Source organism: Staphylococcus piscifermentans (assembly GCF_900186985.1).
In the GTDB taxonomy this organism is placed as follows: Bacteria; Bacillota; Bacilli; order Staphylococcales; family Staphylococcaceae; genus Staphylococcus; species Staphylococcus piscifermentans.
The window spans coordinates 762,052-788,056 of record NZ_LT906447.1; the positions used below are offsets into that span (position 1 = coordinate 762,052).

A 26,005-nucleotide genomic window follows, 5' to 3' on the forward strand; every position below is an offset into this window, starting at 1 on the left:
GCTTTTGTTATTTATTTCATTTATTAGATTTGCGTTTGCGCGTTGAAGCGGGCAGGTTTTGTACGATTAAACTTGAAATAGTTTCTACTGAATGGTTATTACGATTGATATAAGGGTTGCCGATAGGTTTAATACGTTGATGAATTAAATCCTCTATTAAACGTCCCGTATTTTCATAACGCACACGCTCAAACGTTTGCCACACTTCCGGATATAAGCCGCGTTCCTTTTCATAAGTTGCTACATCTGGTGTATAAAGTGCAGTCGGCATATTGATGGTTAAGGCGTCAAAGACGATAGAAGAATAATCACTCAATACAACATCTGATGCGAGGATTAAATCTTGTGTTTCCAAATGTGCAGTAGGAATAATGACTTCTTTCGGCAAGTATTCCGCCATATTTTTTTCTTCTTCGATATGACCTTTGTAAATCACATTATAATGTGCAAGCAATTGCTCTGTCATCGGCAGTAAGTCTTCTTTGTGACTCTCGTGATGCCAAGTTGGCGCATAGAGCAGTGTCGGCTTATCTGGATTCAACTGGAGTTCATGTTTAATAAATCGGACATAAGGAATGTCATTTTTCTTATCAATAAGATAGCGTACACGCGGGTAGCCACAAGCTGCAATTTCACTATATTGCATCGGAAAGGCTGTCTTAAATAATTCTGCAGCTCGTATACTATCGCAAATCAAATAATTCTGATGGGTCCATTTATTGTATTTGCGTGCCCGATAATTATAGATTTCTTGGTTTTGATAAGGTTCTTTGCTGTCTAAAAATAATTGCTTGATAGGCGTGCCATGCCAAAGTTGAATAATTGTCCCGTTAGGTTTCAGATGATCAGGAATATAACTTTCAGCTACAATGACGCTGGCTTGATTGATTAAATCTTCAGCTTCAGGGTCATCCGGCTGTATAAAATGCGGACCTGTAGCTTCTGCAGTAACATAATAAACCGGATACTGCGAATGATGCTTCGCAAAGTAGTTAAATAGATAACGTGAATTACCTCTGAAACCATAATCAAATCCTAGGAAGACTACGGCTCCATTTAAGTCTGTTGACGCTGGTTCATAGATGTTGCTTGCATTCTGATGTTTGGTGTAGGAACGATCAAGCAATGCACTTGTAACGAAATGTGGAGCTGTAAAGCGTGTATTCCATAACAGCTTATCTATAAAGCGTGGGTGATCCGGCAGTTCGCACATGTTGAGTTTGAAAGGTCTTTTATGATGATGCAGATAGGCTAATTTATTTAAATTAAACTGTGTCAGACCCGGGAATTCCTTTTCCTTTAGAGTCGTATAGAACGAAGCGGATGTACGGCAACTTTCTTTAAAGTCAAAGACGACATGCCCATTTACTTCTACTTTATTAAAAAGCAAAATAGACACAGCAAGATCGAAAGCTGTTTCTAAATCTTCAGCCTTCAAACGTTGAATGCTTTGATTAATATTAAAAATCATATTCGGATAATGATTGATATTATTCATCCACTCGTCAAAAGTGAGTGAATGATTACCGAAATAACGACAGTCATTTTGATAATAATGGTCAATCGTGTAATCGGTAATTACAGATTGTTTCGTTTCTATAGGCGTGAGCGCATCCATTTGATCTGGATAGATATCTATATTTAAATCACTAGGAATAAAATGCGTATAACCACTCTTCAGTGCTTTTTTTAAAGCAAATAACATTTCATCCTTTGGCTGATAATCTAATTTTAATATTTTCATTATAAAACCTCTTTGATTTTCATATGAATAAAATGCCATATGTTTTAAAGCATTATTGTCATAATCTATTAAACTCTATTTTATCACTTCCATTAAAAAGAAGGAAAGAGAACGTAAAGGCAATGAGAGAAAGTTTTTTGAAACTGAAAAACTGTATTATTAAATTTCGGAAAATGATTATAACAGAGATATGGGTAATAGCATGAATGTAAGCGTATACATTGAAAACACAGGGTTTAGACGTGTGAAACAGCTTGAAAAAATATTGAAAAAAAGATTGTACAGGCATGTGAAACGTGGTATATTATATGTGAATTAATTCACAATACCAAATAAAGTAATGTTCAAAACAAATAAAAAATAGAAAGAAGCGGGGTAAGATATGTTAGTTTCATCATTTGATCCATTTAACAATCTTGTAATATCTAGTCTAGTAGCAAGTATTCCAATTATTTTGTTCTTGTTATGTTTGACTATTTTCAAAATGAAAGGGATTTATGCAGCAATTACCACTTTAGTAGTGACATTGCTCGTAGCAGTTATTCTTTTTAAATTGCCAGGAGGAATGGCAGCCGGGGCAGTAGTCGAAGGGTTCTATCAAGGTTGGCTGCCTATCGGTTACATTGTTGTCATGGCAGTATGGTTGTATAAATTATCAACTAAAACAGGTCAGTTCGGAATGATTCAAGATAGTATCGCAAGCATTTCACAAGACCAACGGATACAATTATTATTAATCGGTTTTTGTTTCAACGCATTCTTAGAAGGTGCAGCAGGCTTCGGTGTACCCATTGCAATCTGTGCTTTATTACTAATTTATTTAGGATTTAAACCGCTACAAGCAGCGATGTTATGCTTAGTAGCGAACGCAGCAGCTGGCGCATTTGGGGCAATCGGTTTACCAGTTGCAGTAATCGACACATTGAACTTGCACGGCGGAATCACTGCGATTGAAGTTTCACGTTATTCAACATTTACTTTAGCTTTAATTAACTTCTTTATTCCATTCTTATTGATTTTCATTATTGATGGTTTCAAAGGAATTAAAGAAACTTTACCAGCAATCTTAGTAGTATCCACTACTTATACAGTATTGCAAGGCATCCTTACTTTAGCACAAGGACCTGAATTGGCAGATATTATTCCGCCACTTGCAACAATGGGAGCTTTAGCTCTATTCAGCAGAAAATTCCAACCGAAACATATTTTTAGAATTCAGAAAGATGCAGAACCTCCTGCTATCCAAAAATTAACAGTTAAAGAAGTGCTTTATGCTTGGAGTCCTTTCTATATTTTAACTGTATTCGTAATGATTTGGAGTATGCCGTTCTTTAAAAAATTATTCTTACCAGGCGGTGCATTGAGTTTCTTAACAGCTGCAATTCCATTGCCAGGTACAATGAGCGAAACAACTCATAAAGCGATCACATTGAATTTCAATATTATTGGTCAAACAGGAACAGCAATTTTACTTACAATTATAATTACTTTGCTGATTTCTAAAAATACAACTTGGGGAGATGCAGGACACTTATTAGGAGAAACATTCAAAGAGTTATGGATTTCCATCTTCACAATTTGTTTCATCTTAGCTGTATCTAAATTAACAACATATGGCGGATTAAGTGCTGCAATGGGTCAAGGTATTTCTAAAACAGGCGGTATCTTCCCATTACTATCACCAATCTTAGGTTGGATCGGTGTATTCATGACAGGTTCCGTTGTGAACAACAACTCCTTGTTCGCACCAATTCAAGCTTCAGTATCTAGCCAAATCGGCGTAAGCGGCGGCTTGCTTGTAGCTGCTAACACTGTAGGCGGCGTAGCAGCAAAAATTATTTCACCACAATCCATTGCGATTGCCACTGCTGCAGTTAAAGAAGTAGGTAAAGAATCTGAACTCTTGAAAATGTCACTTAGATTCAGCGTGGGTATCTTGGCATTCATCTGTATCTGGACATTTATCTTAGCGTTAATATTCTAATCGGTATAAAAAAAGAGACGATTTTCACGAAGAAAAGTGAAAGTCGTCTTTTTTGCGTATCTGACTATTAGTCGTTAATTACTTTAATGAAATCTTGATAGACACGCTCTGGAGAATAGTGAGTTACGGTTTCAAAGCCGCGCTCTACGATTTTTCCTTGTTCAGAAGGAGGAGCGGAAATCACATTTGAAATATCATCCGCTAAATCCTCGATATTTTGATATTCGGCTAAATAACCATTATAGCCAGAGCGAATTAAAGTTTCAGGGCCGGCATTTCCTTTAAAGCTGATGACGATATTACCTTGATTCATCGCTTCTAAAATAATCAAACCGAATCCTTCATTTCTAGAAGGGACGACAGTGATAGTACTTTCTGCCAAACGTAAGGGCAGATGCATCGTAGAAGGGTGGATAGAAACGATATCGCCTAATTGATGTTGTTGAATATACTCTTCTAAATCATGACGCTGCTGACCGTCACCATAAATTTTGAGTGAGTAATTCATTTCCCGTAAGCTATCTTGAATCAATTCAATACTACGTAATAGCAAATCGAAACCTTTTTCATACTCCAAGCGGCCTGCCGCAATAATTTGAGGTTTTTTAGGAATTTCAATGCGCGATTCATTAATCATATTAGGAACCGTATAAACTGGAATATGCGTTAATTTTTCATAAACTTTTTTATCAGAATCCGTTAATGTAGTAATCGCGTCTAGATTTTTATAAGCTTCAATGATTTCTTTTTGGTAGGCACGGGGGTAGGCATTTAAATTCATATGTTCCATTCCTACTGTTGTGACTGTATCTGAAGCATGTTCTGCAACTAAGATATTATAACTTGCACGTGTACCTACTAAGATATCTGTATCCACTTCAGAAATAGCACGCAGGATCTTTTTTTCAACATAGCTGGAAAATTGATTCAAACCAGGTTCGTAACTAGAAATAGTAGAAGGCTTGAAAAAAGGCGTCCATTTACGCAATCGATTCATGGTAATACTTAAGATGTTGGCAGGTCTTAAGTTATAGTCAACTAAAGCAGTGACTTTGATATTGCTATGAAGCTTAAAGTAAGGAGTCTTGCTGCCTTTGAATACGGAAATAATTTCAACATCATGTCCTTTATCTGCCAATACATTCGCTAATTGGGTCACAGCTTTAACAGTTCCGCCCATAGCAAATATGTTGTGCATTAAGAATGTAATTGATTTCATACATCGTCAGCTCCTCCTGAAATATTCACTTAATTATAGCATATTACCCATGATTGAATGCAAAGTACCTATGTATTAAAAGGGTATTAATGATTAATTTGTTGAATAAGTACCCTTACCCCTTTTGTCTTGCATGGTTTACGTATATAATAAAGGAATAGAACAAAATAATCTTCACTGCATCAAAGTGGTTGTAACCTAACAACTGAAGACGTTTCTTAGGTGTGTTTTATTTTTGTAGCAGAAAGCGCTTTCTCAAGAGAGGGTTGAGAGGCATGCTTAAGCTGATGTCATCTTTATTATTAAAAAGGGGGCTGTATTTGTTATGAGTGCACAACATAGCAAAACAGATGTCATCTTAATTGGTGGCGGAATCATGAGTGCGACATTAGGTACTTTACTAAAGAAAGTTGCACCGGAAAAAGAAATTAAAGTTTTTGAAAAATTAAAAGAACCAGCAGAAGAAAGTTCAAATGCTTGGAATAATGCAGGGACAGGGCATTCTGCATTATGTGAGATGAACTATACTAAAGAAATGCCTGATGGCTCTCTAGACATCTCAAAAGCATTAAAAATCAACGAACAATTCCAAGTTTCCAAACAATTTTGGACATATTTAGTGAAACACGGAAATTTAACACAGCCAGAAGAATTTATCCACAGCGTACCGCATATGAGTTTTGTCATCGGCGTGCGTAATGTCGACTTCTTGAGACGTCGCGTCAAAGCGCTGACTGAAAATGCACTTTTTAAAGAAATGACAATGACTGAAGATAAAGATAAAATTGCTGAATGGCTGCCATTGATGATGGAAAATCGTACGAGTCCTGTGCCGGTAGCTGTAAGCCGTGACGAATCAGGTACAGATGTTAACTTCGGAGGGTTGACACGTAAATTATTCAATTTCTTAGAAGAAAATGGTGTACAAGTTGAATACGAACATCAAGTGCTGAATATTAAGCAGCAAAAAGACGGCACTTGGAAAGTGAAAGTCAAAGACCTACTTACTGATGACGTTACAACTTATGAATCTGACTTTGTATTTATCGGGGCAGGCGGCGCAAGCTTACCGCTTCTCCAAAAAACAAATATCAAAGAATCTAAACACATCGGCGGTTTCCCGGTCAGCGGTATCTTCTTAGTATGTCAAGATCCGGAAATTGTGGAACAACATGATGCGAAAGTATATGGCAAAGCTAAAGTAGGCGCGCCTCCAATGTCTGTTCCTCACTTGGATACACGTTATATTGACGGCAAAAAATCTTTATTGTTCGGACCGTTTGCAGGCTTCTCACCGAAGTTCTTGAAAACAGGTACGAACATGGATTTAATCAAATCTGTAAAACCAAACAACTTGTTAACAATGCTTTCAGCAGGTGTAAAAGAAATGCCGTTAACACAATACTTGATTTCACAATTAATGTTGTCTGATGAAGAACGCATTGAAGAATTAAGAGAATTTATTCCAACTGCGAAGAAAGAAGACTGGAGTCCTGTAGTGGCTGGACAACGTGTGCAAGTTATCAAAGATACTGATAAAGGTAAAGGTACGTTGCAATTCGGTACTGAAGTTATCGTAAATGAAGACGGCACATTATCTGCCTTGCTAGGTGCGTCTCCTGGTGCTTCTACTGCAGTCGATGTAATGTTAGACATCTTGCAACGTTGCTTTAAAGATGAATTCCCACAATGGGAAAATAAAATCAAAGAAATGATTCCATCATTCGGACAATCTTTAGCTAAAAATGCTGAACTTTATAAAGAAGTAAAAGCTGAAGAAGATAAATATTTAAAATTACAATAATCTTAAAAATTATATAAGCAGAAGGAGCGGGGACATTAATGGGTTCCGCTCCTTCTGCTTATTTTTTAAATGTTTTTAGAGAGTGCAATGATAAAGGTGCTGCCTTCTCCAGGCGTACTCTCAACTTCAATAGTCCCTCCATGAAGTTGAATAATCATTTGAGCAATAGCCAAACCCAGTCCATTGCTGGTAGCCGAATGTGTCCCTTTATAGAATCGTTCGAATAAGTGTGCTTGCGTTTCTTCAGTCATACCGGGACCATCGTCTGTGATTCGGCAGATGATTTGATTTTTATCTTTTTCCGAAGGTGCGATTTCAATATCAATACTGCCATCTTGTTCTGAATACTTAATCGCATTAGAAATCACATTTTGGAAGGCTTGGTAAATCAAACGATAATTACCTTGGATAGTAATATTTTCAATATCAGTTAAGACAATCAAATCTTTAGCATCAATTGAATATTGTTCATGACGAATAATTAAACGGATAAGTTCAGCAATTTCAATCTTGTCTTTAAATTCAAGGTGTTCATGATTATCTAATTCTGCTAACAATAATAAGGCACGTGTGAGATTACTCAAACGATTTGTTGCTGCATAGATTTCAGCAATATAATATTCACGTTCCTGCTTATTGTCAGCTACACTCAATCGATCTAATAATTGATGAATATGTGTCAAAGGCGTTTTAATTTCATGCGAAACATTTTGCACAAAGTGCTGACGCATATCATCTAATTGCTTTAAGGATAAACGCATTTGATCAAAGCGATATTGCAAGGTTCCTAGTTCATCTTTTCGAGTCGTAACTATCGGCGTGTTGAAATCGCCCTCCATTAATCGGTTCGTTGCACGTTTTAATTGCGAAATCGGCTTAATCAGAGCATAAGTCGAACTGATGATTAAGAGCATTGAAATGAGCAACAATAACACTAATAGAATTGCTAAAAAGACGCGGAATTCACTGAATGATTTTCCAATATCTGGGCGAATAAAGACAGCTACTTTGCCTTCAGGCGTATGAAAAGCGGTACCGACTGTATTGGCCGTTTCGTTATCGAAAAAGCCGGTAACAAATAGTTGATAAGGATGATTACGTATACCGTGGTAGTCTTGATTATTCAATACTTGGCGAATGGCTTTTTCAGATAGATTATCGCGACGAAAATGGTCGCCATAAAATTGACGATGTCCTGCTTGATTGACGGTCAAAACTTGAAAATTCAACTCACTAATATGTTGGAAATAAGCCGGCATATCCTTGGTATGCGTTTCTTCTTGATAATGTTTGGCTTCTTGCAATGTGGTCATAATTTTATGATCATTAGAAGGTTTCAATTGCACATGGTAATAAATATTGGACAGAATAAAACTTGCGACCGCACTAAACAACATAATAACGACAGTATAAATGGCGATTCTAGAATAGAGTGTTTTAAACATGCGCTTCCACCTTGTAACCTAAACCACGTACGGTTTCAATGCTGACATTACTGCCGATTTTAGCCAGACGATTGCGCAAGCGTCTGATATGCACATCTACAGTACGATCATCTCCATCGTAATCAAATCCCCATACACGTTCTATACACTCTTCACGACTGAATACTTGTTTAGGATTGCTGGCCAATAAAAATAACAGATGAAACTCTTTATTAGGCAAGGTCATCGTTTTATTCTTTGTGGCGATTTCTAAGTAAGATTGATTTAATGTCAAATTGCCGATTTCCAGTTCATTTTCTGCATTAATTTGATAGCGACGCAACACAGCTTTGATACGAAAGATAAGCTCTTGCACTTCGAATGGTTTCGTTACATAGTCATCTGTACCTGTTAAGTAAGCTTCTTCCTTGTCGCTTAAAGCATCACGTGCTGTCAGCATAATGACAGGCAATTCATAGATTTCCTTAAGTTTCTGGCATAGTTCAAAGCCGTCCATACCATTCATCATGATATCTACAATTGCAATATCTATATGATGCTGTTCTAAATAAGTCAGAGCACCTTCAGCACTCGGTTGAGTTGCTGTTTTAAATCCTTCTTTTTCTAAATAGGAAGAAACATAATGCAGAATTTGGTAATCATCATCTACAATTAAACATGTTGTCATTCTATTCACTCCTACAATATGGTTTAAAGTTATTATACCTATTTCATTCATACACCCTCAACCGCTATCTTTCATACGGATTTTCTTTTTTCCTTAAAGTTCATATTCAGTTCATATAGTCCTTCTAGAATAAAAGTATCATAAAAAAAGAAGGAGAAATGAACAATGAAATTAGCATGGAAAGAAATGACATTCTATAAATTCAAATTCATCTTAATCATGTTGATTATCTTGCTGCTTTCAAGCATGGTACTGTTCATCAGCGGACTTGCCCAAGGACTTGGACGTGAAAATATTTCCATGCTGAATAATATGCAAGCCGATAAATTTGTAGTGCAAGATATCAAACAACCTGTGATTGAGAAATCGATAATTAAACCTGACAAGCAAAGTGATATCGAAAATATTATTAATGAGAAACCCTTTAAATTAGGACAACAAACAATGATTTCAGATCAAACGAATGATCTGGATATTTTATTGATTAATCCAGTCAAAGATTTCAAACCAGCTTTAACGAAAGGGCATTATCCTCAATCAAACAATGAAATTGCGGTCAATAAAAAATTAACTGGCGAAGGATTGAAGATCGGTGACAAAGTTAAAATGAAAGGACATGGAGAAGCCTATAAAATTGTAGGTATTATGAATGATACGATGTATTCTCACAGTTCAGCTGTGATGACGACAAACCATGAATTTGATCAACTTATGCCGAAAGCTGCATCTTTTTATCCTGTAAAACATATGACAAAAGCAGAACAGCATAAATTAAATGACATCTCTGGTATTAAAGTGGTAAGCGAAAAAACGTTAACAGATAATATACCAAGTTATAATGCGGAACAAGCGCCGTTAAATATGATGATTATCAGCTTATTCTTTATCACTGCTATTGTATTAAGTGCGTTCTTCTATGTCATGACCATTCAAAAAATATCAGAAATCGGTATTTTGAAAGCGATTGGTATTCGCACAAGACACCTCTTATGGTCGCTTGTGTTCCAAATCTTGTTAGTGACTATGATGAGTGTAGTTATTTCAGTTCTTATCATTAGTGTCTTATCGATGTTTATGCCTGTAACGATGCCATTCCACATCACTATTACGAATATGCTGCTGGTTATCGGAGTATTTATACTTGTAGCGATTATCGGTGCGTCACTGTCATTCATTAAATTAGTCAAAGTGAATCCAATACAAGCAATAGGAGGGGAAGCTTAATGACTTTAGAAGTTAAAAATATTACAAAATCATTCGGTACTGGAGAAGCGAAGACAGACGTTCTCAAAGGTGTGAACTTTGATGTGCAGCCAGGCGAATTTGTCATTTTAAGTGGTGCTTCTGGTTCTGGCAAATCAACACTATTAACCATATTAGGCGGCTTGCAAGATCAAGATTCTGGCGAGATATTATATAATCAGCAACCCTTGTTCAATAAAGCAAAATCCAAAGCAGAAATGCGGTTGACTGAAATTGGATTCATTTTTCAAGCTTCGCATTTAGTTCCTTATTTGTCAGTACTAGAACAATTAACCATTGTAGGGCAAGAAGCGGGAATGAGCAAAGCAGATGCAGATCAACGTGCACATCGATTACTCGACCAAATCGGCTTGACACACCGTTTGAAAGCATATCCGCATATGTTATCTGGAGGAGAAAAACAACGTGTGGCGATTATGCGTGCCTTTATGAATGATCCGAAAATTATCTTAGCAGACGAACCTACAGCCAGTTTAGATGCTCACCGCGCTACAGAAGTGACGCAAATGATTCGTGAGCGTATTACTAAAGAAAACATGGTAGGCATTCTCATTACGCATGACCGAAGATTATTTAAATATGCAGACCGCGTCATCGATTTGTTTGATGGAAAAATATTAAATAAAGAAGATGCAAGTGAAGTAGTATAAACAATAAACATTTGAACTTAAATAAAAGTCGACGAAAATTTTGAAAGTTTTCGTCGACTTTTTAATTTGCCACCCCTAATAGTTTCAATAAGAAGGGATTAGTCTCTAAAATACTGAAAATGAATAGCAAGCCGAAATAGATGGTAAGTAATAATTTATAACAATACATTAAAGCTAAGTAATCACGAATTAAAGCTGTATCGAAAAAGGCATAAGGTGTACGGCTTCCAAGACCACTTGCTTTCAATTTTAATATTTGTGCAAAACGCAAGGCGCGCAAAACGTGGAATTGGCTTGAGATGATAGTAATATTTCTTGGATGGATGGAAAACCGGTCTGCTAAAATCTGCTTTGTGTTGTATAAATTTTCATAGGTACTATGGGAATCAGCTTCCATAATAATATGTGATGGGAGTACATGCTGTTCTATTAAATAAGACTTCATCGCTTCAGCTTCTGATACTTGGTTCCCTTCGCCTTTTCCTCCGCTCACTACAATATAAGTAGGGTGGTCTTGTGCGAGATAGAGCGCTACTGCACGGTCTAAACGCCAAGCCAGCATCTGGGTTACTTTTTCGCGGTACAGTCCAGCCCCTAATACAATAATTAAATCGGTCGGCTTAGGGTAATCAATCATACTATAAGCAGAGGACCAACTTAAATAATGAACGAGTGCAAATAATGCACTGACAGTAATCCAACATAACCATAAAAAGAGACCATTTAAAATAGGAACAGGCAACCAGCTGAGCAGGTAAAAGGCGCATGCTAATAAACCAATCGCAATTGCTAAACCGAGCAGACGCAATAAGAACATGCGCGCGCTTTTCCATTCGAAAATCGCACGGTGTTTATATAATAATAAGAGTCCGCCGATTAAGGTGATAATTGCCAAATCGTATGGAAAAGTATCGGTTAATAAATGTATAATAATTATACAGAAACCAGTGATTAAACTAAGAAAAAACGAAATAATATTCAAACCATGTCGTTGGTTGAAAAATAAATATATATAACTGCATAATAGTAAAATACTAAGTATTGTAGAAATAAACAATGTCATTGACCTCAGTCCTCAAGAATTCATGTACTTAATTTTACCCTATTTTTTCTTAAGTTTCTTTCAATATGGTATCCTTAAAAAGACAGAAGAAGCATAGTGTAGTTTAAGCTAAACAATACTTCGGAAAAATATTTAATTAAATGAAGGAGAAAGCTCATGCAAAATATTGAACAACATATCGACTTTATGGGTCATTTCTTGGAAGATATCAATTCCATGGTTGCCAAACTGCTGGAAGATTTACGTCATGAATACAATGTATCTATGGAACAATCTCAAGCAGTATTGTTATTAGACAACAATAAATCACTCACCTTATCAGAAATTACTGAGAAACAAGGCGTCAATAAAGCAGCAATCAGCCGCCGTGTGAAAAAGTTGATTAAACTAGATCTCATCCAATGGGAGAAACAAAATGCGAGTGTAGACCAACGTTTAAAATATGTGAAGTTGACCCCAAAAGGGCGCGAATATATCGAGCGCTCTAAAAAAATAGTCAGTGAAGTCGCTGTTTATTTAGTACAAGATTTAAGTGAAAAGCAAATTGAAGAAACTGCTGAAAATTTAAGTATCATAGATCAACGCATAAAAGAATACGTAAAAGAGAATCAATTATAAGCATTTATAAAGAGCAGGCTGGGACAATTTAAGTCTCAGCCTGTTTTATCAACGGCCGTCAACAAACTGAATAGTGGTTAAAACTTAATTTAGGCGATTCGTTCCTATCCTTATGTTTTCAGTGTATAGGTCCAAATTCGTATATTAATCCCCTAAAAGATATTCTATAATAGAAATAGCACGAAATATGAACTAATGTATAGAAACAATTTTACTTTTCGGTAAATTACCTGTAAAATTTGTGCGGGTTAAATGTAAAAAATGTTAATTGCAAACTATTCGAATGATTTGAATACATATACACTAAAGAAACGAAAAATAAACGGAATTTAAACGGTAAGCAAAACTTAGAAGAAATTTCCCAGGAAATATTTTTATGAGAGTTGGATTAATTGAGGTGGATGAAATGGTGCAATCTGAAAATGACAAACAAGACGATTTAAATAAATCAAATGCACAAAAAAGAAGAACCGAAACAAAATCTAATGAGAATATCAATCAAACTGTCCGTAAATTGGTGCCTTGGGGCATTGGAATATTCATAGTGATATTATTAATTATTCTCTTCTCTTTGTTGAAGAATTATAATTCTCCCGAAGCTCAAGCTAAAATATTTGTAAACGCAGTGAAAAGTAATGACACACAACGGATTTCGAATATTTTAAGTACACGGGATAATAAAGTAGGTAATGATGAAGCGGAAACCTTTATTAAATATATTAAAAATGAAATCGGTTTGAAAAAATTTGATAAGGAGTTAAACGCCACTGTTCATGATATTGATCAACATCATAAAGATGCTGGTTATATTAAAACACCTGACGGAAATAAAATCTTAAGAGTCACTATGAACGGACGTCGTTATATCTTTTTTGATAATATCGGGTTTGCTACAGAAACTAAAAAAGCGATTATCAAGAAAAAATCAAAAACGACTTATATTTTCCGTGCAGATGACAAGAAGAGAAAGGTAATTGCAGAACCGAATAAGCCGACTATGTTAGGTAACTTTATCCCAGGTATCTATAAGATTCCGGCTACTAAAGAGAATGACAACGGAAAATTCATCGGTTACTTAACCTTCTCATTTAAAAACAGCAACAGTGAAACCGTCGATGTTCATGAAAACTTCCCAGAAGCTAACTTGAATATCAATTTAGAAGGTGCAGATAAATTAGATAAAAAGAATACAAAAGTTAAAATTAATGGCAAGCAATACAGCTATGATCACGCTAAATTATATGGTCCTTATCCCGTAACTGAAGAAATAGAAGTTACTGCTGAAGGGAAGGCTAAAGGTAAAACTTTTAAATCAAGTACCGTTAAACTCTATCCGAATGAACTGAAATCAAATACGCCTGTACGCTTAAATTTTGAAAAAGAAAAAATTGATAAATACGTGAAAGAGAAAGAAAAAGAAGAAAATAGTTTGAAAAATAAAGTCACTAAGTTCTTCAATAAGTATTCCTTAGCTATGAATAATGCAGCAGGCACAAATAACTTTGCGAGCATTTCAAATTTTTTCAAGCCAGATACTGCAGATTATAAAACGATGAAACAAAACTTTCAGACAGGGCAAGGTATCCAGTCTTTGATTCAAAGTCCGCAAGTAGTGGACGTTTCACAAGAAGGTTCTAAAGTTTATGCGGAAGTACTAAATATCAACAGCCAAGGCGTTTGGGTGACATCTAAATATAAATTAGAAGATTCAGCTAAGCATCCAGCTAAAAGCGACGATGAGTCAGATTTGAAAATTATCAGTAATCAAGAATAATACTGAAGAGCGAAATAATGAAATCAATCCCTAGATTTCTATTTCGCTCTTTTTCTTTTCAACAATCTGAAAATAATACTTTATTTCAGCCGTATTAAAGTATACGATTAAACTAATGTTTATCTATAGAGAAAGAGGGAGATTTTGTGAGTCACACCCATATAGAAAGAGAGAAACCAACCATCTTTCTAGTCATTATATTAGGTGCCTTAACTGCTATCGGCGCACTTTCAATTGATATGTTTTTGCCAGGATTGCCGCAAATCAGAACAGATTTCCATACTACAACGTCCGCAGCACAACTGACCCTGACTTTATTTATGGTCGGACTGGCATTCGGTAACTTATTGATGGGACCGATTTCAGACGCTGTCGGAAGAAAACAGCCACTCGTTATTGTGATGATTGTCTATACACTTGCAAGCCTCGGTATCATCTTTTCACTCAATATCACGATGATGATCGGCTTGCGATTAGTACAGGGGTTATGTGCAGGCGCTGCAGCCGTAATTTCACGTGCAATTGCCAGCGATATGTATAGCGGGAAAGAACTGACTAAATTCTTAGCAGTCCTCATGCTCGTCAACGGCGTCGCACCCGTATTAGCACCCACATTGGGAGGAATTATCTTAATCTTCTCGAACTGGCACATGGTATTCATCATCTTAACAATTTTCGGTATTTTCATGGTGCTCTCAACCAGTCTGCGCATTCCAGAATCATTGAGTAAACAAGCACGCGAACCTGCCGATATTCTATCCATTATCAAGCAATTCAAAGCACTCTTGCAAAGACCGAAATTTGTATTGCCGATGCTCTTGCAAGGAATGACCTTTGTCATCTTATTCAGTTACATATCCGCTTCACCCTTCATCACCCAACGCATCTACACGCTGTCACCCCAAGCCTTCAGCTGGATGTTTGCAATCATCGGAATTGGGTTGATTATCTCGTCGCAACTTGCAGGCAAACTCGTAGATTACTTTGAACCGCTTGCCATCATGCGCGGCTACACACTCGTGCAAATCATAGGCGTCATTATCATTACCATCGTCTTGACCCTTCATTTGCCGATTATTTTTCTATTCATCGCCTTCTTGCTGCTAGTAGGACCCGTTACAGGAATTGCGACCATTTCCTTTTCAGTAGCGATGGACGAAAGAACAGGCGGCAGCGGCAGTGCATCAAGTCTGTTGGGATTAGTCCAAACCTTGATTGGCGGCATCAGTACACCACTCGTAGGGCTGATGGGCGAGCATAGCTATATTCCGTACCTGATCATTATCAGTATCACCTCAGTAATATTAATCATACTGCACCTCTTAATCGCTAAAACCTTTTCAGGAAAAGAAACCCCTGGAGAGTAGCAGGGCAGAAAAAGCAAAAGAGCGGGAGAACCACCTTTACAGGTCGTTCTCCCGCTCAAACTTTGTCTTACGCGTCTTTGTGGTTTTTAACATGTGTTTTAAATGGCCACCAGTTTCCAGGACCGAATGATTTAATCAATGCTGGAATGAAGAGTGGCAGCATGAATAGGTTATAAATAATTAAACCTAAAATAATAACAGTTGCAATTTCCATTAACGTCATCGCACCAGAAGTATAAAGCGCTGCAACCGTACCGATTAAGATGATACAAGCAGTCATGATAACCGTACCCATTTTACTCATTGAAGTTAGCAACGCTTCAGTAATCGATTTGCCTGCGTCGACTTCTTCATTGAAGCGGTTGACTAAGAAGATGGCATAATCGATACCGAGCGCCATCAGTACAACGAAACTGAAGAATGGAACAACTAATAATAATCCTCCCATGCCGAGCATATCGTTAAAGATTAAATTAGCGACGCCGATAGAAGCATAGTAAGTGATTAAAATAGAAGCAATCATATACAACGGCATAATAATTGAACGTTCAAAGATTAAGAGTACAACGAACAAGAACACTGTAATAAGCGCGATGGCTTTAGCCATGTCGCTATCAATGATTTTCTGCAAGTCGTTATTAGAAGAAGATGTACCGCCATATTCAATATCACTGTTTTCAAATGCTGTTCCTTTAACTTGGTTATCCACAGTATTATGAATACGTTCAACTGTATTCATTGAAGCTTTAGAGAACGGATCATCTTTTAATTCGACATTCAATAACAGAACTTTGCCGTCACCTTTACTATATTGATCGACAGATTGTTTTAATTTCTTATCTTTCAACATATCATCTGTCACATACATGCCTGATTTACTCATGCCTTTATCTTCAGACATGTCTTTAAGACGTTCTTGAATTTGTGATTGTCCATTTTGTACTTTAGAAATACCTTGTTGAGATTGTTCAAGTGCCTTAGACATTTCACCAGCTTGTTGTGTGACTTGCTGTCCAGCTTGCTGCGGTGATTGACTGCCTTGCTGCATCGCTTGTTGAACACGACTCGGATCAGTATAAGGTTTAACTTGTGAATCCATTTGGCCGAGTCCATCATTGACCTGGCCGAGACCATTATTGGCATCTGTCAATTTACTTTGAATTTGATTCAATTGATCTGTAGCTGATAATTGTTTAATAGGTTTGCCAGTAGGGCGTGTAATAGTGCTGACACTTTTAACGCCTTTTACTTTTTCAATAGATTGGGAAAGCGCTTCTAAATCATTAACGCCTTTAGCATTATCTAATTTCTTATCGTCTTTAATAGCGATATTGACAGGAAATGCTTGGCTCATATTGAAATCGTCTTTAATGATATTGATAGCTTTAATAGAATCGTATTCATCGCCGATTTCATTTGTGTTGTCATACGTAATCGTGTTAGGCGCGAAAACAATAATCGGCACCATAATAATTAAGACGATGACTAATGCTAAGAAAGAACGCTTATTCGTAAATTTACCTAATGCACCCCATAATTTATTGTCTCTATGGTCAGCTGCTTTCTTGCTTGGCCAGAAGACTTTGCCACCTAGTAGGAGCAATAGTGTCGGTAATAATGTGAAGAGAATGATCATTAAGCACAAGACACCGACTGCGATACCCATAGCAGAGCGGAATAGGCTGAATTCTACAAAGAATAATGCAGCGAAACCGACAAGTACTGTAATCGCACAAATCAAGATTGTACGACCGCCATGTTTGAATGTATTTAACACAGCATCGAAATTACTTTGATCTTTACCTAATTCCTCTTTATACCTATTTAATAAAAGAATGCAATAATCGGTTCCGATACCGAAGAGTAATGCAATTAAGAATGGCTGGATGTAAATGGAAATAGGGAAATCAATATATTTTACTAAGAATGCTAATACACCTTGTGAAAAGGCATAAGCTAAACCTACAAGTAGAAGCGGTACGAAAGGTGTTACGACTGAACGGAACACTAAGAATAAAATAACTAAAATTAAAATCACTGTAATAATTTCAGTTGTTTTTAGTCCTTCGTTGACACTTTTATTGATGTCATCATTAATGACTTCATTACCTGTGACGTAGGCCCCTTTAAAATCTTGATGTTTGATTTTATTAATATCTTTTACAGCGTCTAACGTTTTATTTTTGTCATCCGTTGTTTCAATTGGAATCATCACAGATTTTTTATCTTTAGATACTAACTTATCTTCAACATCTTTGTTTTCAAATGGATCAATGACAGTTTTAACGTGCTTAACATCTTTGACCTTTTTGATGTAATCCTTTAAATCCTTTTTGCTGGATGCATCCAATTTATGATTTAACTGCACCACAGCACTGATGCTCTTATAATTTGCACCGACATCTTTTAATTTCTGATCATATTGTTGAGATGTTGTGTCTTTAGGTGGAGCGATTTTTCCTTTGTCATTTGCAAGTTGCGCTAAATTCGGAGCGAAAATAATGGAACATGCAATGGCAATCACCACAATAATTGAAATTATCCATCTGAACTTCAATATGGTCTTCATAAATAACCTCCCTATAGTTTTAAAAAAAAAATTAGTTGACTTTAATCAACTAATAGTTTCTTTACTCTACAATCATAGTAAAGAAGTTGATTATTGTAAAGTAAAGACCTGCACGTAGTGGATTTAACTAGGCAGGTCAGTTTCTTCTAATTCACGCATTTTTATAGTATTTCTCAACATAATACGTGCCATTTCTTCGGGAGATTCCTCGCAATTACGTCGCAGCCAGGAGAATACGACACCGAGTTGTCCGCCGATTAAATATTGAATATAGTACATGTGATAATCCATGTCAGTATATTTAGCCATTACTTTCTCATACGACTCATAGGTAAGGTGCACCATCTCTATAACAAAGTCTTTTTGAGGGTGGCTAATAAATACTGCATGAAAAAAACGGCGATAGCGATATATATATTTGAATTGAATACGGAAAAATTGTAAAAGTTTGGCTTTATTATATTTGACTTGATCAAAATTTTGGTAGAGCGTATTTGTTATCTGTAAGTTTCTTGATATGTGATAAGCTTGAATTTGCTCAAACAAATCATATTTATCGGTAAAGTGGGCGTAAAATGTTGAACGGTTAATACCGCTATATGCGCAAATCATTTTAATAGTAATTTCGTCAATTGGATATTCTTCCATCAAATCGATGGTATTTACAAAAATTTTACGTTTTGCGTTTTTCTTCATTATAAAGGCACCTCTGTTAATTGCGAGAAATCAGTCCGACATATTTATAAAAAATGTTGGTATTTTTTTTAGTTACACGTCTTTATAATAGATAAAGTGACTTTAAATAGCAAATAGGAGGAAAGAAAATGAAGAAGATCATAATGGTTAATATCATTACAATCATTGTTTTGGTACTTATCGGAATCGGTGGATTCTATTACTATAACCAAGCAACAGGATATATTAAAACAGATAATGCGAAAGTAGACGGGGACCAAATGAAAATAGCCAGTCCTCTTTCTGGTAAATTAGACTCATTTGACGCTAAAGAAAATAAAGAGTACAGCAAAGGTGATAAACTTGCTGAAGTAACTGGTAAAGGTGAAGATGGCTCACCTCAAAAAATGGATATCAAAATGCCTCAAAATGGTACTATTGTAAAAACTGACGGCATTGAAGGCGACATGGTCCAAGCGGGTTCTCCGATTGCATACGCTTATAATTTAGATGACTTGTACATCACTGCAAACGTCGATGAAAAAGATGTTTCTGATGTCGAAAAAGGCAATGACGTAGATATTAAAATTGATGGACAAAATTCTAAAGTCAAAGGTAAAGTTGACGAAGTAGGTAAAGCAACTGCATCTAGCTTCTCACTAATGCCTTCTTCTAATAGTGACGGCAACTATACTAAAGTATCCCAAGTTGTTCCTGTCAAAATTTCTTTAGACTCTGCACCATCTAATTCTGTTGTTCCAGGCATGAATGCTGAAGTAAGTATTCATAAGAATTAAGGAGGTCATTAAATGACACTTGCCTTAATTATATATATTGTTATCGCATTGATTCTTATTGCGTTAGTGAATGTATTCGTTCGTAAACGTAATAAGAAACAAGCTTCGCGAAAACTGGAACAACGTCAAGCACGTAATAGAAATCAAACATCTAAATTTAAAGCGAGCGACTTAGATCGACAACCTTCGCGTTCTCAAAATGAAAGAATGACTGAGCAACCACATGATGAGGAACATCATACTGCACCAGCCGAAGATTCAACATCACCATCAGATGATGAATCAGTCAATGATAAAGCAGATCAAGAAGACAAAGAAGAAACAGAAACAGAAACAGAAGAAGAAAGAAAACAACGTAATCAAGAAAAATTACGTCAAACCAGAGAAAATTATAATAACCAACAAGAATCTATGTTCCGCTTCGGTAATGGCGTATCACGAAATGTAATTTTAGCGGCGATGTTATTCGGTATGTTCATTGCTATCTTGAACCAAACACTCTTGAACGTGGCATTACCGAAAATCAACACTGACTTTAATATCTCTGCTTCAACTGGGCAATGGTTGATGACAGGATTCATGTTAGTTAACGGTATCTTTATACCTGTCAGTGCGTTTCTATTTGAAAAGTATTCTTATAGAAGATTGTATTTATTCTCACTTGTCATATTTACTATAGGTTCTTTAGTCTGTGCGTTGGCACCGAACTTTACAATTATGATGACAGGTCGTGTATTACAAGCTGCCGGCGCAGGTATCTTAATGCCATTAGGTTCTAATGTTATTATGACAATTTTCCCACCGGAAAAACGTGGTTCAGCCATGGGTACCATGGGTGTCGCGATGATTTTAGCACCTGCAATCGGACCAACTTTATCAGGTTACATCGTACAGAACTATCACTGGAACGTTATGTTCTACGGCATGTTCTTTATCGGAATCGTAGCCGTGGTAGTAGGATTTATTTGGTTCAGATTATATCAACGTACTGAAAATCCAAAAGCAGATATCCCAGGTATCATCTTCAGTACCATTGGATTCGGTTCATTGCTTTATGGATTCAGTGAAGCAGGTAATGACGGTTGGGGTTCTAATACAGTCGTAATTTCATTCATTATAGGTGCTATCTTTATTGTGCTCTTTGTAATCAGAGAAACAAGAATGAAAATGCCTATGTTGAATTTCGAAGTATTGAAATTCCCGACATTCACTTTAACAACACTCATCAACGTTGTTGTGATGATGAGTTTATATGGCGGTATGTTATTACTTCCAATTTATTTACAAGATTTACGTGGATTTACAGCAATCGATTCAGGATTGCTTCTCCTACCAGGTGCCTTAGTAATGGGGCTGTTAGGACCAGTTGCAGGTAAACTTTATGACATGATCGGAATTAAACCGTTGGCTATCTTCGGTATTGCGATTATGACATACGCAACTTGGGAGTTAACTAAATTAACCATGGATACACCTTATCTATCAATCATGGGTATTTATGTATTGCGTTCATTCGGTATGGCATTCATTATGATGCCGATTATGACTGCAGGTATGAATGCTTTACCAGCACGTTTAATCTCACATGGTAATGCACTCGTAAATACTTTGCGTCAATTAGCTGGCTCTATCGGTACAGCTATTTTGGTTACAGTTATGACTAACCAAACAACGCAACACATGAACACTTTTGCACAAGATTTAGATAAAACAAATCCAGCTATTCAAGATCAAATGAAACAACTTGCCATGAAATTTGGCGGTGAAGATGGCGCTATGCAAGTATTGATGGGATTCCTCAAGAAACTTGCTACAGTTGAAGGCGTTAATGACGCATTCTGGATAGCGACACTCTTCAGTCTTATCGCGTTAGTTATGAGCTTCTTCATTCAAAGTAGAAAGAAAGCTGCTAAATACGCTAAAGAACATAACGAATAAGCTAATTGAATATTATGGGGTAAACGACAGTGTTGTAGCGGCACTGTCGTTTTTTTGATTTTAGGAAAAAGAGGGATATTAATGAGGTGTAGGAATCTAGACACAAGATTCCGAGAAGTGTCTAGAAAAGGGTGTAATCTGGACACAAGATTTCGAGAAGTGTCTAGAAAAGGGGTGAATCTAGACACAAGATTCCGGGAAGTGTCTAGAAAGAGGGCGAATCTAGACACAAGATTAGGAGAAGTGTCTAGAAAAGGGGTGAATCTAGACACAAGATTCGGAGAAGTGTCTAGAAAAGCATGTAATCTAGACACAAAATTTCGAGAAGTGTCTAGAAAAGAGGTGAATCTAGACACAAGATACCGAGAAGTGTCTAGAAAAGAGGTGAATCTAGACACAAGTTTTTAAGAAGTGTCTAGAAAGAGGGCGAATCTAGACACAAGATTTCGAGAAGTGTCTAGATTAAGCTCATCAGTAAGCCTCAATAGAAAAACTGGGACATCATACAGGCCCAGTTCTCCATACAATTATTTAATTCTAATACGGCGATTTCTAAAGAACAGACTGATAAATAACAGACCGAAACAGCACGCCAACAATGTAACAGCATTATTTAAAGCATCTGCTGTTGTTAAAATTTGATCGGGTTTGAAACTCAAGAAATATTGGCTGAGATTATCTGCTACACGTTTTGCAGTTTCATTAATAATAGATGATAAACTGAAAGGCACTACAAACATAATCGCAATAATTACCATATTAATGATTTTGATGGCAGTACGGTTGAAAATAAGTGTCAAGACAGTTAATAGAATACTAATCGCACCTGCGAAAAAGAAAATATAAAACGATGTTTTCAACTTTGCAATATTGTCTTGCAGTTGATTAATCTGCGTAAGATCAATATTTTGTGTAGAGATATTTTGCAACGTTTCTTGGAAATTCAATATTTGCGAGAAGTTAATAGGTTGGTTAACGAGCACAATATTGAAAATCGGTTCTTTCCACATGCTATACATCGTAATAGCAAGCAATATGAGTACAATCAGATGAATAATCAAACTGACCCATGAATGTTTTCTTTTATTAGAAAACTGATGACCGCGATGCAGCGGTTGTTGATTAAGTCTCTCTTGAAATTGAGAGTGTGAAGGTTGAGCGTTCATAGTTAAGATCAACAACTCCTTTCTTCTGCTTTTACAATTTGATGACTAATCTTCATTTAAAGAGATCTCTTTTATTTTAGCACCTATACTTTGAACAATATAGAGTTTGCCTTGTATTTCATAAGTATGAGAGAGTGCAAGCGCTGATTGATAGATTTTCTCTGGCGTAACAATAGTTTGAGCTTTCAAATCATTGTGTGTCTGATTTTCAGAAGCGAAATCCTTTTCAAGTTGTGATTGAACATCTGCTAATTCATTTTTGAAGACCTCGTCACTCACACTTTGTTCGAGCAATTCTTCGATACCATGAATCATTTGTCGCTGTCCTTGCAAATAACCTAATAATATTCCGCGTTCAAAGAGTTTATGGTCAGGGCCACGGGTAATATTTTCAGTAGACTGATTTAACTCGCTTAATTGCATCTTGACTTCATCAGATAAGTCATAGAGTGCCATTTTAATTTGATCTTGAAACGTTTCAGTCATTATTTATCCTCCTTATTTGGAATAGCAATACGATGGCCTAATTGTTTCGGCCAGTCGATATTTGGCTGTTCCTGATAATATGCCTCTATTTGTTCCCAGTACTGTTTTGGAAAAGGTGCAGATTTTTCAGTATCGCGGTCGATACCCATCATCATCAATTCATTCGTTGCAACCAATTGATCTTTACTGCCGTACATCATTAAAAAGAAATGCACGCGTTTATAATCGTAGTTATAAAGGTAAATACGAATGGAATAAGTATCATTTAATTTGAGTTGAGAAAGGAAAGTTGTGTGTTCTTCTAAGGTGAAGATAGTATAATTTAAACGAGTTCTATCTTCTAATGATAAACCGTGCTGGTAATTGAATTCATTAGAAGCTTCACTGAATACTTTATTGAAATCCGCATCGTGCATATGTTGATTGTGGTCAATCATTGAAGTATCTACACGGCCGTTTATAGTAAAACATTCTGTCATTACGCATTGCTCCTTTTATCTTATCTTTCAGAATTACTTCTATTTTACTAAAAATAACGGTATGCTACACACAAAAGAATTTATCTTGAATTGAAAAAGGAGGCAAGCAATGAGCGTTTCTATTTATTATCAAACAAAAGAACAACCCTTAACTTCAATCAAGCATGCTGAAGATATTCCGAGCGACGCAACGATTATTTGGTATGATTTGAATGAGCCGACAGAGGAAGAGAGTGATTATTTACTCAAACATTTTGAATTTAATCCATTAGAAATGGATGATACCATTCATGCAAATCCAAGAGCTAAATATAAAGCCTACGAAAATTATCAAAATATCGTGTTTCATACAATTTCTCCGCGAGAATATGAGATTGAGGTATTGAATATTTTTATTAAAGATAATGTGTTGATTACTTATCATCATAGAAATATAAGAGAAGTCAATACTGTGAATAAACAAGTGAAGAATCATTTTGACAAGAACCTTGATTGTGAAGATATTGTCTTATATATTTTAGATCATATCGTGGATAATTATTTTTATTACGTGGAAGAAATTTCAGATAAGGTCTTTATGTTTGAAGATGAACATGGTCGTGACCGTACGAATAAATACATGATGGACCATATCTTTGATTTACGGTCGGATATTATTAAATTGAACAGAGTAATTATGCCTATGAAAGAGGTTATCGATACTTTGCAGAATGAAAGTCGATTAGTGCAAGATAAACGTCATAAAATGTATATCCAGCATATTATTGACCATATTGCGAAAGAAGAAAGCATGTTACAGACGGCACAAGATATTACGCGAGAAATCAGAGATAACTTCGAATCCTATACAACCTTTAGAATGAATAAAGTCATGCAAATACTGACCATCGTTTCGGTTATTTTCATGCCTTTGACTTTGATTGCGGGTATTTATGGTATGAACTTCCAAAATATGCCTGAGCTTAAGTGGCATTATGGTTACTATGCTGTATTGCTTCTGATGTTAGTGATTTCACTTGGCTGTATTTGGTATTTCAAACGTAAAAATATGTTTTAACTTTTCGATGTGATTTTTGCAAATAGGTAGCAGAAGCACTCAGAGATTGATACACTTACAATAATATGAGTTTAAGAGAACAGAAAGTAGGAAATGCGATGAGCGATTCAAAAAGGGAACAACGAAAGGACGACCACGTAAAAATAGCGATGGCGCAAAACGATCCAAAACTGACGGATTTCGATAAAGTCAGATTCGTGCACCATTCCATTCCGAGTATAGATGTAGATCAAGTCGATTTATCAGTGGATTTACCTGATTTTTCAATGTCTGCACCGCTGTATATCAATGCGATGACCGGAGGAAGTGAATGGACGAAACAAATTAATGAGAAGTTAGCCGTAGTAGCACGTGAAACTGGGTTGGCTATCGCTGTAGGTTCAACACATGCTGCCTTACGTAACAGTAAAATGGCGAGCTCTTTCGACATCGTTCGCAAAACGAATCCGAAAGGTATTATTTTTAGTAATGTGGGAGCAGATGTGCCAGCTGATTTAGCCAAGCAATCGGTTGAAATGCTAGAGGCGAATGCGTTGCAAGTGCACGTCAATTCTCCGCAAGAACTCGTAATGCCTGAAGGAAATCGAACGTTCTCAAATTGGATGGACAATTTAAGTGAGATTGTGCAAACAGTTGATGTTCCAGTGATCGTAAAAGAAGTCGGTTTCGGAATGAGCCGCGAACTGATTCAAGATTTAAGAGAAATCGGTATCCGTTATGTAGATGTCAGTGGCAGAGGCGGTACAAACTTTGTAAATATTGAAAATGAAAGACGCCAACTGAAAGACATGTCTTATCTGAAGAATTGGGGTCAATCGACAGTAGAATCTTTATTAGAAAGTAAAAATCTGCAAAATCAAGTTACTGTATTTGCGAGCGGTGGAGTGAGAAATCCACTTGATGCGGTTAAGTGTCTGGCTTTGGGAGCAGAAGCAGTGGGTATGTCTCGCCCGTTCTTAGAACAAGTCGAATCCAATGGTATTGCACAAACTGTAGAGTTTGTAGAAGAATTCATTGAACAAATGAAGAAAATTGCAGTTATGGTCAATGCATCTGATATTGAAGCATTGCATCATACTGATGTAGTCTTAGATACAACATTAAGATCATGGATCGAGCAACGCGGCTTAGATCAATAAAAAATAAGCAGTTCAACTGGTAGAAGGTTGAACTGCTTATTTTTGTAGCAATTTTGGTTTTGGTAATTGCATTAAGAAGACTGCGAAGGAGATCACAATCT

Annotated in this window: 21 protein-coding genes; 11 read left to right on the forward strand and 10 right to left on the reverse strand. The window is 36.4% G+C overall.

Going from position 1 to position 26,005, the window contains the following annotated elements; genetic code table 11:
* Positions 1-16: 16 nt before the first annotated feature.
* A complete protein-coding gene (locus tag CKV71_RS03165) occupies positions 17-1,744 on the reverse strand; it encodes a CDP-glycerol glycerophosphotransferase family protein (RefSeq protein ID WP_095103776.1) in 1,728 nt (575 codons plus the stop codon).
* 382 nt (positions 1,745-2,126) lie between these two features.
* Here CKV71_RS03165 and CKV71_RS03170 point away from each other — a divergent pair, with 382 nt between their 5' ends.
* Positions 2,127-3,728 carry an L-lactate permease gene (locus CKV71_RS03170; RefSeq protein ID WP_095103781.1) on the forward strand — a complete coding sequence of 534 codons (1,602 nt, stop codon included), beginning with the start codon at positions 2,127-2,129 and terminating at the stop codon, positions 3,726-3,728.
* Between the two features lie 67 nt (positions 3,729-3,795).
* Here the strand turns inward: CKV71_RS03170 and CKV71_RS03175 are convergent, their stop codons facing one another.
* Entirely contained in the window at positions 3,796-4,947 is a 1,152-nt protein-coding gene (locus tag CKV71_RS03175) for a glycosyltransferase family 4 protein (protein WP_095103786.1), read from the reverse strand.
* Between the two features lie 325 nt (positions 4,948-5,272).
* On the opposite strand from CKV71_RS03175, the gene mqo reads away from it, so the two are divergent.
* On the forward strand, positions 5,273-6,751 hold the full coding sequence (mqo, locus tag CKV71_RS03180) for a malate dehydrogenase (quinone) (RefSeq protein WP_095103790.1): 1,479 nt from the start codon (positions 5,273-5,275) through the stop codon (positions 6,749-6,751).
* Between the two features lie 65 nt (positions 6,752-6,816).
* Here the strand turns inward: mqo and CKV71_RS03185 are convergent, their stop codons facing one another.
* The gene (locus tag CKV71_RS03185; RefSeq protein ID WP_095103792.1) at positions 6,817-8,196 is read right to left on the reverse strand and encodes a HAMP domain-containing sensor histidine kinase; all 1,380 of its coding nucleotides are present in this window, start codon (positions 8,194-8,196) and stop codon (positions 6,817-6,819) included.
* A complete protein-coding gene (locus tag CKV71_RS03190) occupies positions 8,189-8,863 on the reverse strand; it encodes a response regulator transcription factor (protein ID WP_095103794.1) in 675 nt (224 codons plus the stop codon). Before CKV71_RS03190 ends, CKV71_RS03185 begins: the two co-directional genes overlap by 8 nt.
* A gap of 165 nt (positions 8,864-9,028) precedes the next feature.
* Between CKV71_RS03190 and CKV71_RS03195 the strand changes: the two genes are divergently transcribed.
* On the forward strand, positions 9,029-10,087 hold the full coding sequence (locus CKV71_RS03195; protein WP_095103796.1) for an ABC transporter permease: 1,059 nt from the start codon (positions 9,029-9,031) through the stop codon (positions 10,085-10,087).
* Positions 10,087-10,776, forward strand: a complete 690-nt coding sequence (locus CKV71_RS03200) for an ABC transporter ATP-binding protein (protein ID WP_095103798.1) — start codon at positions 10,087-10,089, stop codon at positions 10,774-10,776. Before CKV71_RS03195 ends, CKV71_RS03200 begins: the two co-directional genes overlap by 1 nt.
* A gap of 61 nt (positions 10,777-10,837) precedes the next feature.
* Here the strand turns inward: CKV71_RS03200 and CKV71_RS03205 are convergent, their stop codons facing one another.
* On the reverse strand, positions 10,838-11,671 hold the full coding sequence (locus tag CKV71_RS03205) for a YdcF family protein (protein ID WP_231917542.1): 834 nt from the start codon (positions 11,669-11,671) through the stop codon (positions 10,838-10,840).
* Between the two features lie 324 nt (positions 11,672-11,995).
* On the opposite strand from CKV71_RS03205, the gene CKV71_RS03210 reads away from it, so the two are divergent.
* From CKV71_RS03210 to CKV71_RS03220, 3 genes are all read left to right on the forward strand, one after another.
* A complete protein-coding gene (locus tag CKV71_RS03210) occupies positions 11,996-12,457 on the forward strand; it encodes a MarR family transcriptional regulator TcaR (protein WP_095103800.1) in 462 nt (153 codons plus the stop codon).
* A gap of 376 nt (positions 12,458-12,833) precedes the next feature.
* On the forward strand, positions 12,834-14,231 hold the full coding sequence (locus CKV71_RS03215; protein WP_231917543.1) for a TcaA second domain-containing protein: 1,398 nt from the start codon (positions 12,834-12,836) through the stop codon (positions 14,229-14,231).
* Positions 14,232-14,377: 146 nt separating this feature from the next.
* Entirely contained in the window at positions 14,378-15,598 is a 1,221-nt protein-coding gene (locus CKV71_RS03220; protein ID WP_095103802.1) for a putative multidrug effflux MFS transporter TcaB, read from the forward strand.
* A gap of 67 nt (positions 15,599-15,665) precedes the next feature.
* On the opposite strand, the gene CKV71_RS03225 is transcribed toward CKV71_RS03220, so the two are convergent.
* Both CKV71_RS03225 and CKV71_RS03230 read right to left on the reverse strand, forming a co-directional pair.
* Positions 15,666-18,167 (reverse strand): MMPL family transporter, encoded by a 2,502-nt coding sequence (locus CKV71_RS03225; protein WP_095103804.1) that lies wholly within the window; start codon positions 18,165-18,167, stop codon positions 15,666-15,668.
* Positions 18,168-18,290: 123 nt separating this feature from the next.
* Positions 18,291-18,863 (reverse strand): TetR/AcrR family transcriptional regulator, encoded by a 573-nt coding sequence (locus CKV71_RS03230; protein ID WP_095103806.1) that lies wholly within the window; start codon positions 18,861-18,863, stop codon positions 18,291-18,293.
* Between the two features lie 128 nt (positions 18,864-18,991).
* Here CKV71_RS03230 and CKV71_RS03235 point away from each other — a divergent pair, with 128 nt between their 5' ends.
* Complete coding sequence (locus CKV71_RS03235; RefSeq protein WP_095103808.1) at positions 18,992-19,639, forward strand: HlyD family efflux transporter periplasmic adaptor subunit; 648 nt, start codon at positions 18,992-18,994, stop codon at positions 19,637-19,639.
* Between the two features lie 12 nt (positions 19,640-19,651).
* Positions 19,652-21,577 carry a DHA2 family efflux MFS transporter permease subunit gene (locus CKV71_RS03240; RefSeq protein WP_095103810.1) on the forward strand — a complete coding sequence of 642 codons (1,926 nt, stop codon included), beginning with the start codon at positions 19,652-19,654 and terminating at the stop codon, positions 21,575-21,577.
* A 527-nt stretch (positions 21,578-22,104) separates the two neighbouring features.
* Here CKV71_RS03240 and CKV71_RS03250 read toward each other — a convergent pair.
* The 3 genes from CKV71_RS03250 to CKV71_RS03260 are packed head-to-tail and all read right to left on the reverse strand — an operon-like array spanning position 22,105 to position 23,708.
* Positions 22,105-22,743: a hypothetical protein gene (locus CKV71_RS03250; protein WP_095103814.1), complete on the reverse strand. Its 639-nt coding sequence runs from the start codon at positions 22,741-22,743 to the stop codon at positions 22,105-22,107.
* Between the two features lie 45 nt (positions 22,744-22,788).
* The gene (locus CKV71_RS03255) at positions 22,789-23,229 is read right to left on the reverse strand and encodes a hypothetical protein (protein ID WP_095103816.1); all 441 of its coding nucleotides are present in this window, start codon (positions 23,227-23,229) and stop codon (positions 22,789-22,791) included.
* Positions 23,229-23,708, reverse strand: coding sequence for a thioesterase family protein (locus tag CKV71_RS03260; RefSeq protein WP_095103818.1), 480 nt, complete (start codon positions 23,706-23,708; stop codon positions 23,229-23,231). The genes CKV71_RS03255 and CKV71_RS03260 overlap by 1 nt, the downstream gene beginning before the upstream one ends.
* A 109-nt stretch (positions 23,709-23,817) precedes the next feature.
* Between CKV71_RS03260 and corA the strand changes: the two genes are divergently transcribed.
* Together corA and fni are read left to right on the forward strand one after the other, a co-directional pair.
* Complete coding sequence (corA, locus tag CKV71_RS03265; RefSeq protein WP_095103820.1) at positions 23,818-24,765, forward strand: magnesium/cobalt transporter CorA; 948 nt, start codon at positions 23,818-23,820, stop codon at positions 24,763-24,765.
* A gap of 98 nt (positions 24,766-24,863) precedes the next feature.
* Entirely contained in the window at positions 24,864-25,904 is a 1,041-nt protein-coding gene (gene fni / locus CKV71_RS03270) for a type 2 isopentenyl-diphosphate Delta-isomerase (protein ID WP_095107228.1), read from the forward strand.
* Positions 25,905-26,005 lie beyond the last annotated feature (101 nt).